General features: G+C 71.5%; 7 protein-coding genes. 5 read left to right on the forward strand and 2 right to left on the reverse strand.

Features of this window, described 5'->3' with window-relative positions; genetic code table 11:
- Window positions 1-194: 194 nt before the first annotated feature.
- Window positions 195-1,175 (reverse strand): sugar-binding transcriptional regulator, encoded by a 981-nt coding sequence (locus XM48_RS13750; RefSeq protein WP_046456414.1) that lies wholly within the window; start codon window positions 1,173-1,175, stop codon window positions 195-197.
- A 104-nt stretch (window positions 1,176-1,279) separates the two neighbouring features.
- On the opposite strand from XM48_RS13750, the gene XM48_RS13755 reads away from it, so the two are divergent.
- The 4 genes from XM48_RS13755 to XM48_RS17110 all read left to right on the forward strand — a co-directional run bounded on the left by XM48_RS13755 (window position 1,280) and on the right by XM48_RS17110 (window position 7,725).
- Window positions 1,280-3,004, forward strand: a complete 1,725-nt coding sequence (locus XM48_RS13755; RefSeq protein WP_046456415.1) for a glycerol-3-phosphate dehydrogenase/oxidase — start codon at window positions 1,280-1,282, stop codon at window positions 3,002-3,004.
- 131 nt (window positions 3,005-3,135) lie between these two features.
- Window positions 3,136-3,891, forward strand: coding sequence for an MIP/aquaporin family protein (locus XM48_RS13760; RefSeq protein ID WP_046456416.1), 756 nt, complete (start codon window positions 3,136-3,138; stop codon window positions 3,889-3,891).
- A gap of 80 nt (window positions 3,892-3,971) precedes the next feature.
- Window positions 3,972-5,486, forward strand: a complete 1,515-nt coding sequence (gene glpK, locus XM48_RS13765) for a glycerol kinase GlpK (protein ID WP_046456417.1) — start codon at window positions 3,972-3,974, stop codon at window positions 5,484-5,486.
- A gap of 235 nt (window positions 5,487-5,721) precedes the next feature.
- On the forward strand, window positions 5,722-7,725 hold the full coding sequence (locus XM48_RS17110) for a hypothetical protein (RefSeq protein WP_052961525.1): 2,004 nt from the start codon (window positions 5,722-5,724) through the stop codon (window positions 7,723-7,725).
- 166 nt (window positions 7,726-7,891) lie between these two features.
- Here the strand turns inward: XM48_RS17110 and XM48_RS13775 are convergent, their stop codons facing one another.
- Complete coding sequence (locus XM48_RS13775; RefSeq protein ID WP_046456418.1) at window positions 7,892-10,504, reverse strand: LuxR C-terminal-related transcriptional regulator; 2,613 nt, start codon at window positions 10,502-10,504, stop codon at window positions 7,892-7,894.
- A 121-nt stretch (window positions 10,505-10,625) separates the two neighbouring features.
- On the opposite strand from XM48_RS13775, the gene wecB reads away from it, so the two are divergent.
- Window positions 10,626-11,717 (forward strand): non-hydrolyzing UDP-N-acetylglucosamine 2-epimerase, encoded by a 1,092-nt coding sequence (gene wecB, locus XM48_RS13780; protein ID WP_046456419.1) that lies wholly within the window; start codon window positions 10,626-10,628, stop codon window positions 11,715-11,717.
- Window positions 11,718-11,742 lie beyond the last annotated feature (25 nt).

Here is an 11,742-nt window from a genome sequence, read left to right on the forward strand (position 1 = left end):
CGCGGGAGAATTCGAATTCTCCCGCGCCGCGTCACCTTTTCACCGCCCCCGGCACTCTCAATGCGAAGAAGTCGAATACGGCAGAGAGTCCCCCTACTCGAGTCCCGGCTCTTCACCCACCGGCTCGCAGTTCCCCCCTTCTTGCCGCAGCCGGCACGGATGGGCGTTCCTCCCCGGGAGGAACGCCCATCCCCTTACCCCGCTCCGCCCCGCTCGCCCTCGAGCGCGAGCCACGCGAGCTCCTCGTCGACGACGAGCTCGGTGATGATCCCGGCCGCGAGGGCGCCGCGCAGGCTCTGCAGCTTGGCGGCTCCCGAGACGACGCAGATGCGGCGGGGGATCCGGCGCACGATGTCGAACGAGGGGCCGCTCGATCGTTCGTTCAGGGGGATCCCGTCGGTGCTGCCGTCCTCGCGGAAGAACTGGGTGGCGCAGTCGCCGACCACGCCGGCGTGCGCGAGCTCCTTCAGATCCTCGCGCTCCAGGTAGTTGCCCGAGTAGATGTGGGAGCGGCGGTCGCCGAGGCGCGAACCGAGGCTGAACACGAACAGGTTGGCGGATGCCTGGAGCTTGAGCACCCGGCTGATGGAGCGTTCGCGCCACAGCGCTCGCCGCGTCTCGGGGTCGTCGAAGATCGCGGGGACCGTGAACTGGTAGACGGTGGCCGAGAAGGCGTCGCCGAATCCGCCGAGGAGGCCCGCGGAGTACGCGAGGCCGGAGGTGTGGAGGTTCGCCGCGCCGTTCAGCTGCACCACGCGGGTCTCGTGCACGGGCTTCGCGGGGAGGTGCCGGGCGACGGCGGTCGTGGTGGCGCCCCAGGCGACGCCGATAGTGGATCGGTCGTCGACGGCTGCGGCGACGAGGTGGGCGGCGGTGCGCGCGGTGCGGTCGAGCCGCGCGCTCTCGGAAGCGCGGGCGGGGGCCGGCGCGACGTGCGCGGTGATCCCGAATCGTTCGGAGAGCTGCTGCTCGAGCCGGGAGCGCGCCTCCTGCGGGGAGTGGACGCGGATCTCGACGAGTCCGGTGTCGCGAGCGTAGCTCAGCAGTCGCGAGATGGAGGACCGGGAGACCCGCATCTCCTGCGAGATCGCCTCCATCGTGTGGTTCTGCAGGTAGTACAGCTGCGCCGCGCGCAGCGCCTCCCGCGCCTTCGTCGCGTTCGCCGGATCTGCCATCGTGCTCCTTCGAGTCGACCCATTCTGCACATATGTGCAGATCGCTTGCAAGCCCGTTCAATGCTGGATCAGGCTGTGCGTGAATCTCGAAAGGTCTGGACCCAATGAACGATCGCCCGTCGCCCGCTCGCCCCGCCGTCGAAGCTCTGCGCGAGCGCCCGAGCGCCGATGTGCTGATCATCGGCGGAGGCATCAACGGCATCGCCACCTTTCGCGAGCTGGCGCTGCAGGGCGTCGATGTGGCCCTGGTGGAGCGCGGCGACTTCGTCTCCGGCGCCTCCTCCGCGTCGAGCCACATGGTGCACGGCGGGATCCGCTACCTCGAGAACGGCGAGTTCCGGCTGGTGAAGGAGGCGGTCACCGAGCGCAACCGCCTGCTGCGCACCGCCCCGCACTACGTCCGTCCCCTCGAGACGACGATCCCGATCTTCTCGACCTTCTCGGGGATCCTCTCCGCGCCGTTCCGCCTGCTCGTCACGCACGGCCGCGGCAAGCCCCGCGAGCGCGGCGCCGCGCTGATCAAGATGGGCCTCACCCTCTACGACACCTTCTCGCGCGACGGCGGCCAGGTGCCCCGGCACCGCTTCCTCGGGCGCCGGCGCTCGCTGGCGGAGCTGCCGCAGCTGAACGACGACCTCTCGTACACGGCGACCTACTTCGACGCCTCGATGCACGACCCCGAGCGGCTCGCCCTCGACGTGCTGCACGACGGGATCGTGGCCGGCGGCGACCGTGCGCGCGCCGCGAACTACCTGCCCGCCGTGGGCTTCTCGGACGGCGCCGTGCGGCTGCGCGACGAGGCGAACGGCGGCGAGGAGTTCGACTTCGCCGCCAAGCTGATCATCAACACCAGCGGCCCGTGGACCGATCTTACCAACGCCGCGCTGGGCGAGGACACCCGCTTCATGGGCGGCACGAAGGGGTCCCACGTGGTCCTCGACCACCCCGAGCTCCTCGCGGCGACGGGCGGACGTGAGATCTTCTTCGAGCACTCCGACGGCCGCATCGTCCTCATCTACCCGCTCAAGGATCGGGTGCTCGTGGGCACGACCGACATCGAGGCGGATCCGGCGAAACCCGTGGTGTGCACGCCCGACGAGGTCGACTACTTCTTCGACCTGATCTCGCACGTCTTCCCGAAGATCGAGGTCGATCGCTCGCACATCGTCTACACCTTCTCGGGCATCCGTCCGCTCCCGCGCCACGACGACACCGCTCCCGGCTTCGTGTCGCGCGACTACCGCATCGTCGCGTCCGAGCGCGCAGGGGTGCCCCTGCTGAGCCTCGTCGGCGGCAAGTGGACGACCTTCCGCGCGCTCGCCGCGCACCTCGCCGACGATGCGCTGGAGATCCTGCACCAGCGCCGCACCGTGCACACCGAGACGCTCCCCATCGGCGGCGGGGACGACTTCCCGCGGACCCCGGCCGCGCGCACCACCTGGGTGGCCGCGCGGGCCGACGGACACGGCCGGGATCGCGTCGAGCAGCTGCTCGACCGCTACGGGACCCGTGCCGACGAGGTGCTCGCCGCGGCGCCCGAGCACGAGCCGGAGCTGACGCGGATCCCGGGCTACACGGCGTCCGAGCTCGCCCACCTCGCCGGGACCGAGCAGATCGTGCACCTCGACGACCTGCTCCTGCGCCGCACGTCGATCGCGTTCGTCGGCGGCGTGACCGCCGAGCGGATCCGCGCCGCTGCCGAGGCCATCGCGCCGACGCTCGGCTGGGACGAGGCTCGGACCGCGGGCGAGGTCGCCCGCACCGTCGAACTGCTGCGCACCGCGCACCGCATCGATCCCGAGAAGGGAGGCGCGTTCATCGGCGGCTGAGCAGCCCGATCCGAGCGGCGCGTCCGCTCCTCCACCCGCCGGTCCGCAGCACCGGCCCACCCACACTTCTCCGATGCGCGGGCGATCCGTCCCGTGTACAGCGCGAGAGAACCCGAAAGGTCAATGACGACATGCAAGAAGTCAATCTCGGTCTCTATTTCCTCTCCGAACTCGTCGGCACGGGGCTCCTCATCCTCCTCGGATGCGGCGTCGTGGCGAACGTCGTGCTCGCGAAGACGAAAGGCAACGGCGGCGGCACCCTGATGGTGAACTGGGGCTGGGGCCTCGCCGTGTTCATCGGCGTGCTCGCCTCCGCCTACTCCGGCGCGATCCTCAACCCGGCCGTCGGCGTCGGCCTGCTGATCGCCGGCAAGATCTCCGCGGTCCAGTTCTTCGTCGCGGCGGGCGCCGAGCTCCTCGGTGCGATCCTCGGCGCGATCCTGTGCTGGATCGCGTACCGTCAGCACTTCGACGAGGAGCCCGAGGCGGCCAACAAGCTCGGCGTCTTCTCGACCGGCCCCGCGATCCGCTCGTACGGCTGGAACTTCATGACCGAGGTCATCGGCACGTTCGTGCTGGTCTTCGCGGTGTTCGCGTTCGCCGACCAGGGCGACATCAACGTCGGCGTGCCCGGAGGCCTCGGGCCGCTCACCGCGCTGCCGGTCGCGCTCGTCGTCGTCGGCATCGGCGCCTCGCTCGGCGGCCCCACGGGCTACGCCATCAACCCCGCCCGCGACCTTGGTCCCCGCATCGCGCACGCGCTGCTCCCGATCAAGGGCAAGGGCTCCAGCGACTGGGGCTACGCTTGGGTTCCCGTGCTCGGCCCGCTCGTCGGCGGAGCGATCGCGGCGTTCGCTTCCCCCGTCCTTCTGGGGCTCGCCGCCTGATCGGCGCGCTCACCGCAGCAGCACCCGAACCAGCAATTTCCTCACCGGAGCAACGCCGCTTTCACGAAAGGAAGCACCACATGTCTCAGTACATCATCGCGATCGACCAGGGCACGACCTCGAGCCGGGCGATCATCTTCGACAAGGCGGGATCGATCATCTCCGTCGGCCAGAAGGAGCACGAGCAGATCATGCCGCAGGCCGGCTGGGTCGAGCACGATCCGCTGGAGATCTGGCGCAACGTGCAGGAGGTGATCGGCATCGCGCTCGGTCGCGCCGACCTCACCCGGCACGACATCGCGTCCATCGGCATCACGAACCAGCGCGAGACCGCGGTGGTCTGGAACCGGAAGACCGGCCAGCCCGTCTACAACGCGATCGTGTGGCAGGACACCCGCACGCAGGCCATCGTCGACCGCCTCGCGGCCGACGGCGGCATCGAGCGCTTCAAGGAGACCGTCGGGCTGCCGCTGGCGACCTACTTCTCGGGCACCAAGATCGCGTGGATCCTCGAGAACGTCGAGGGCGCGCGCGAGGCGGCCGACGCCGGTGATCTGCTCTTCGGCACCACCGACTGCTGGGTGCTGTGGAACCTGACCGGCGGTCCCGAGGGCGGCGTCCACGTCACCGACGTCACCAACGCGTCGCGCACCCTCTTCATGGATCTGCGCACGCTCGAGTGGCGCGACGACATCCTCGAGGCCTTCGGCGTGCCCCGCTCGATGCTGCCGCAGATCAAGTCCTCCTCCGAGGTGTACGGCGAGGCCGAGGACTCCTCGCTGCTGCGCGGGACCCCGATCTCGGGCATCCTTGGCGATCAGCAGGCGGCGACCTTCGGCCAGGCGGCGTTCGACGCCGGTGAGTCGAAGAACACGTACGGCACGGGCTGCTTCCTCATCTTCAACACCGGTGAAGAGATCGTGCACTCGCAGAACGGCCTGCTCACCACGGTCGGGTACAAGCTTGGCGACGGCCCCACGCACTACGCGCTCGAGGGATCCATCGCGGTCACCGGCTCGCTGATCCAGTGGCTGCGGGATCAGCTCGGGATCATCTCGGCCGCGCCCGAGGTCGAGGAGCTCGCGGACAGCGTGCCCGACAACGGCGGCGTCTACATCGTCCCGGCGTTCTCGGGCCTGTTCGCGCCGTACTGGCGTCCGGACGCCCGCGGCGCGATCGTCGGGCTGACCCGGTACTCGAACAAGGGGCACATCGCCCGTGCGGCGCTCGAGGCGGTCGCGTTCCAGACCCGCGACGTGCTCGACGCGGTCAACGCCGACGCCGGTGTGGACCTCACCGAGCTGAAGGTCGACGGCGGCATGGTCGCGAACAACGCGCTCATGCAGTTCCAGGCCGACGTGCTCGGCGTCTCGGTCGTGCGCCCCGTCGTCGCCGAGACCACGGCGCTCGGTGCGGCCTACGCCGCGGGCCTCGCGGTCGGGTTCTGGAGCGGCCTCGACGATCTCGCCGCGAACTGGCAGGAGGATCGCCGTTGGGAGCCCGCCATGGAGGACGCCGAGCGCGACCGCCAGCTGCGCAACTGGCGCAAGGCCGTCACCAAGTCGACCGGATGGGTCGACGAGGACGTGCGCTGAGCGAGCTGATGCGCACCGACGTGCGCTGACGCGATCCGCGTGACGCAGAGGGCCCGACCGGTCGACCGGTCGGGCCCTCTGCGTCGTTCGGCGAGTCTGCCGAGCCTGTAACGCGACATCCGTCCGGTAATTCGCGACAGTGCGTTTCGGAAAACCGCGTCATGAATCACCCGATTCCCCGTGTTACAGGGGATGGGCGCCTTGTGAGCGCTCGTCGCGCTCACGAGGGGACCCCATGAACAGATTGACCACCCGCGCGCTCGGCGCGGTCGCATTGGCGGCGATGGCCGTCTTCGCCGTGCCCGCCGCGGCGCTCGCCGCACCGGCGCCGCCGGTGGCCCCGGATTCCGGTCCGACCGCGGGCGGCACGACCGTGACGCTGCAGGCGCCCGCGGGGATCTCGTACACCGAGGTGAGCGCGGGATCCGACCACACGGTCGCGCTCGGCTCCGACGGCAGCACCTACGCGTGGGGGCAGAACGCGTCCGGCCAGCTGGGCGACGGCTCGACGGCTTCGAGCAGCGCACCCGTGAGGGTCTCGGTGCCGGCGGGCGTGACGTTCACGCAGCTCGCCGCGGGCAGCGGCGGCAACACCCTCGCCATCGGTTCCGACGGCAACGCGTACGCGTGGGGGAACAACGAGGACGGGCAGCTCGGCGACGGCACCCGCACGAACCGCAGCACTCCGGTGAAGGTGCAGGCCCCGGCGGGCGTCTCGTTCACGCAGGTCAGCACCAACTGGTACACCTCGCTCGCGCTCGGCTCCGACGGCGGCGTCTACGCGTGGGGCGACAACACCTACGGCAAGGTGGGCAACGGCGCCGCCGGGCCGAACGGCGGCGACAACGCCGTGCCGACGCCGACGCGGGTGCTCACGCCCGCGGGCGTGACGTTCACCCAGGTCGCGTCCGCGGGACGGCACTCGCTGGCGCTGGCCTCCGACGGCACGGCGTACGCGTGGGGCGGCGGCTGGCTGGGGCAGCTCGGCGACGGCGCGGCGCTCGACAGCGCCCTGCCCGTGGCGGTGCAGATGCCGGCCGGCGTGACCTTCACGAGCCTCTCCGGCGGCTACTGGTACTCGCTCGCCATCGGTTCCGACGGCAACGGGTACGCGTGGGGCGACAATCAGTACGGCCAGCTGGGCGACGGCACCACCGCGCAGCGGAACGCGCCGGTGCGGATCCAGGCCCCGACAGGGGTCACCTTCTCGCAGCTGAGCGCGGGCAACGGGCAGTCGCTCGGCCTCGGTTCCGACGGGTTCGTGTACTCGTGGGGCGCCAACGGCTCGGGCCTCGGCACGGGCACGACGTCCGCCACGGCACCGGCGCGGGTGCAGCTGCCCGCTGCATCGGCGCCGTTCACCGGGATCGCCACGGGATTCGGGCACTCGCTCGCCATCGGCTCCGACGGCGGGACGTACAGCTGGGGGCGGAACGCCGCCGGGCAGCTCGGTACGGGCACGACCGCGAACCAGCCGCTGCCGGCCACTGTGCTCACCCCGCCGGTCGAGGTGACGGGAGTCACCTTCGACGGGATCGCGGGCACCGGCCTCGTCGACAACGGCGACGGCACGGTGTCGGTCGTGACGCCGCCGCACGCGGCCGGTCCGGTCGACGTGGTGCTGAGCTGGACCCTCGGCGGTGATGCCCGCCCGGTGGTCACGCACACGGACGGTTTCACCTACGTCGCTCCGGCGGTCGCCCCGACCATCACCGACCCCGAGGACCGCACGGTCGAGACGGGCGGATCGGCGACCTTCACCGTCGAGGTGACGGGCACGCCCACGCCGAGCACGGTGTGGGAGGTCTCGACCGACGGCGGCAAGACGTGGAAGCCGGTGTCGTCGATCCCCGGCGTGCAGGTTTCGACGGACGGCCTGAGCCTCACGGTGTCGCCCGCGACCGCGGTGCACGACGGACTGCGTGTGCGCGCGACTGCGACGAACAGTGCGGGTTCGGTGACGAGCGAGTCGGCGCTGCTGACGGTCGTGGCGAAGGCTGGACCGGGCGGCGGTTCCGACGGCGGTGCGAATGCCGGTGGCGGATCGACCGCGGATGGCGGATCGACCGCGGATGGCGGATCGAACGGCAGCGGGTCGGGTTCCTCGGCGAAGCCGGGCGCGGGGCTCGCGACCACGGGCGCCGGGGCGTCGTGGGCGACCGCGGCACTGGGCGCCCTGCTGCTCGCGGGCGCGGCTGCCGTCGGTCTGCGCGCGCTGACGCGCCGCAGCGCGACCTGACCGCGGCCTGATCCGGGCCCGACCGCGGCCTGGGCAATCCGGTACGCATTTCGGGGATCCGCGCGATCTCGGACCCTTCCGCACAGGAGGTCCGAAATCGTGCGGATCTCCGCGTTGTGGGACGGCGCAACGCGAACCCCGGCCGAGGACTCGCGGCCGCACCGCCCTACCCCTCGCCGGCCTCGATGAGGCCGTGCCGGATCGCCGCGCGCACGGCCTCGGCGCGAGTGTGAGCGCCCAGCTTGCGGTAGAGGCGCTGGATCTGGGTCTTGGCCGTGTTGACCGAGATACCCAGCTCGTCGGCGATGGCCTGCACACTCTGCTGCGTCGCGAGCGCGTGCAGCACTTCGCGTTCGCGCTGCGAGGGCGGTTGGATCCGCGGCAGCTCCGAGACGAGCGAGGGGGTGGATCCGACGTCGGCGAGCAGCTCGGCGAACGCGGGGAACTGCTGATCGCGCGCGATCCCGGCCAGGTCGATGCGCAGCCGTTCGGGGATGAACCGCACCTGCAGAGACAATCGACTGCTCTCCGCGGCCAGGGCGGCCTGCCCGAGATACAGGGCGACCTCCTTCGTCGCGGCGCCGCTGTCGAGCGCGGCGGCAGCGGCGACGAGGGTGCGCCAGGCCTCGGTGCGCGGGACCTCGCGGGCGCCGTCGAAGGCGCCGGCCTCGCGCGAGAGCCGCAGGGCGCCGCCGGGGTCGGAGCGGAGCAGCCGCTGGAGCGCGGGCACCACCGATTCGAGCGGGTCGGCGATCCCCGGGGGCGGAGCGATCCCGGTGTCGTCCAATGTGATCTCCGCGCCCGTCGCGGTCGGGTCGACGAGCCGCATGAGGGCGATCGCGGTGCGCACGTAGCGGGGGATCACGACCCGGTCGCCCTGCTCGGTCCGGTCGCGCAGCGCGCGTTCGAGCCGGGCCGCCGCGACGGGGACTCCGGCGACGGTATCGACGAGCGCGGCGATGCTCTCGTAGATGGGCCACAGCTCGGCATCGCCGATCAAGGTGCGCGCGGTCGTGATCGATGCGCGGGCGGTGTCGAGGTCGCCGTGCTCGAGCGCGATCATGCCGGCGACGAGCGGAGCGGGCGCAGTCATGAACCGAGGTGAGAGGTCGACGTCCGCATGGCGCAGTGCACGCAGGGTGCGTTCGGCGGCGGCCAGGTCGCCGCGGATCGCTTGGATCATGACCAGATTGCCGCCGAAGACGGCGCCGATGGGCGGATCGCCGGCGGCGACAGTGATCTCCCACGAGGCGCGGATGCATGCCGCGGCCTCGGTGAGGCGGTTCGCCGCGAGGTAGGTCATCCCCGCGGTGTCGAGCCCCCAGGCGCCGACGCCCTGATCCCGCGGGGCGAGGGTGCGCGAGAGGTCCTGCCAGATCGCGAGCACCCGATCGGCGCAGTCGGTCGCGCGCTCGAGGTTGCCCTGGATCCGGAACGCGACGGTGAGGATCGCGAAGAAGAGGAGCCGGTCGGCGGGCGGCCCGGGCAGGGCGAGCTGCGTCGGCTCCATCGCGGCGATGAGCCGGATCCGCTCGGTGATCCCGGGACCCTCACCGCGGGTGAAGACTGCGGCGAACCAGCCGAGGTAGGGGCTGGGCTCGAACCAGGCCGGCGGTTGGCCGAGGCAGTCGCGAGCGATCCGATCGAGCACCTGGGTGTTGAGCCGCGCGGCGGCGGTGACGCCGATGCGCCACGCGAGCTGCGCGCCGGCGCGGGGGAAGGCGATCTCCCAGGCCTCGTCGAGGCGGTCCTCGTCGATCCGATCCTGCGCGAACGCGGCGAGCAGCGGCAGCGCGGTCGCGTCGTCGAGGGGCGGCAGTGCGGAACGGAGGCCCGCGGGGACCCGACTGCGGGTACTGCTGGCACCGCCTCGGGAGCCGGTTCCCGAGAGCGTCTCGAGCCAGCCCGCACGGGCGATGCGCCGCTCGGTCCAGCCGCCGGGCAGCTCGAGGGCGGCCTCGTCGCTTGGGCTGAAGGCGGGCAGCAGCGCGAGCCGCTGCAGGCTCGCGCGCAGCGAGGCCGCGCCGGGAGTCGACTCGGGGGACGCTCCGGGGAGCGAATCAGGATCCGCGCCGGGTTCCTCGTCGAGCTCGGCGTCGACGAGCTCGCGCAGCGCTCGGGCGAGCTGCAGCCGGCCCGGCACCGGGCGGTCCTGGGCAGCGGCGTGGCGCAGTTCGTCGAGGGTCGCGGCGACGAGTCCGGGCAGGCCGCCGGTCAATTCCTCGACGAGGGTCGTCGTCTCGGCTCCGGCGTCCGGGTGGGCGGAGGGGAGGATCGCATCGAGCTCGTCCGCGGTGAATCGGAGGTCGCGCAGCCGCAGTTCCGAGGCCGTCGAGAACCGGTGGTGGGAGCCCGTTGCGCGGCCGAGTCCGGCGCGCGATCCGATCGCGATGCGGGCCGAGGGGCCGGCGGCCTCGACGATGGCGGCCAGCCGCGCAGCGGCGTCCGGAGCGTATCCGTCGAACCCGTCGAGCACGAGGGCGTCGGCGTCGGCGACGAACGGCGGGATGGTGGTGTCGCTCGTGGTCGCGCTCGCCGCAGCTGAGTCGGGTCGCTCCTCTGCCCGGGATTCGATCCAGGAGCGGGCGTCGATCCACGCGGTGCGTTCGCCGCGGGCACGACGGTGCTGCAGCCACTGGTCGAGCACCACGGTCTTGCCGCCGCCGCGCGGCGCGATGAGCACGGTGATCCCGGCCGAATCCAGGCGGTCGAGCAGGTGGGTGCGCAGCAGCGGCGCGGCGTCGGGCCGCGAGCGGGGTTCGTCGGTGAAACCGGTCACGGGTCAACTGTAGGGCTAGCGGAGCCGGGCGGACGTTCTGTTACCGAGCTCTGACATGGAGGGATTGACTTCACTCATGAGAGAAAGGTAACATGTCAATACGTTATCGAGGGGATCTGCTTTGGCCTTCCAGCCGACCGAAATCGCCGTGGTGCTCGGCACTCGACCCGAGATCATTAAGCTCGCGAGCGTGATCCGCGCGCTCGGCGATCGCGTTCGGGTGATCCACACGGGGCAGCACTGGGACGACGCGATGGCCGGGCACTTCTTCGACGACCTGGGCATCGGGCAGCCCGACGTGCGGCTCGAAGGCATGTCGGGGGTGGGGCGGGCAGAGCAGATCTCGGCGGGCATCGCGGAGCTCGCGGCGCACTTCGCGGCGCACCCGGTCGCGGCCGTGGTGGTGCAGGGCGACACCAATTCCACCTCGGCGGGCGCACAGGCGGCCAACTACCTCGGCATCCCCGTGGTGCACGTCGAGGCAGGGCTCCGCTCCTGCGACCGCGGCATGCCCGAAGAGATCAATCGGCTGGTGGTCGGCGCCATCGCCGACGTGCACTGCGCAGCGACCGAGCAGGCGGTCGCGAATCTGCTCGACGAGAACCTCCCGGCCGAGCGCATCGCACTGACGGGCAACACCGTGGTGGAGGCGACCATGGAGGCGATCGCGCACGCCGATTCCGCCGCGCGCTTCGCCGCGGAGCCGGGTGCCAGGATCCTCGCGACGATCCACCGCCCCGAGAACACCGACGACCCTGCAGCGCTCGAGCGTGTGCTCGCGGCGCTGGTCGAGAGCCGGGCGAACGCGGTGCTCGCGGCGCATCCGCGCACGGTGGCCGCCGCCGAGCGCTTCGGGCTCACCGAGATGATGCAGTTGCTCGATGTGCGCACGGGGCTCGGGCACGCCGACTTCCTGGCGCTCGCGCAACAGGCCGACCTGCTGGTCTCCGACTCGGGCGGGGTGCAGGAAGAGGCCACGGTGCTGCAGAAGCCGCTGCTCGTGGTGCGGCGCTCGACCGAGCGTCCCGAGTCGATCGCCGCGGGATTCGCCCGGCTGGTGTCGCCGGGCGAGGATCTGCTGGCGGCGATCCGCTCGGCGCTGGGGCAGAGTTGGGTGCACCTGCGCGAGACGCTGTCGCCGTACGGCGACGGGCTCGCGGGGACGAGGATCGCGCAGATCGCGATCGGGCTCGCTGAGTCGCGGGCTCCATAGGGTGCATATCCCCGGTGCATGGACG

The sequence above is a fragment of the Leucobacter sp. Ag1 genome (genome assembly GCF_000980875.1).
GTDB classification, from domain to species: Bacteria; Actinomycetota; Actinomycetes; order Actinomycetales; family Microbacteriaceae; genus Leucobacter; species Leucobacter iarius.

Bases quoted from the DNA above. Each gene is read 5' to 3' on its own strand.
- XM48_RS13750 (WP_046456414.1), bottom strand. From the start codon at position 1,175: ATGGCAGATCCGGCGAACGCGACGAAGGCGCGGGAGGCGCTGCGCGCG.
- XM48_RS13755 (WP_046456415.1), top strand. From the start codon at position 1,280: ATGAACGATCGCCCGTCGCCCGCTCGCCCCGCCGTCGAAGCTCTGCGC.
- XM48_RS17110 (WP_052961525.1), top strand. From the start codon at position 5,722: ATGAACAGATTGACCACCCGCGCGCTCGGCGCGGTCGCATTGGCGGCG.
- XM48_RS13760 (WP_046456416.1), top strand. From the start codon at position 3,136: ATGCAAGAAGTCAATCTCGGTCTCTATTTCCTCTCCGAACTCGTCGGC.
- glpK (WP_046456417.1), top strand. From the start codon at position 3,972: ATGTCTCAGTACATCATCGCGATCGACCAGGGCACGACCTCGAGCCGG.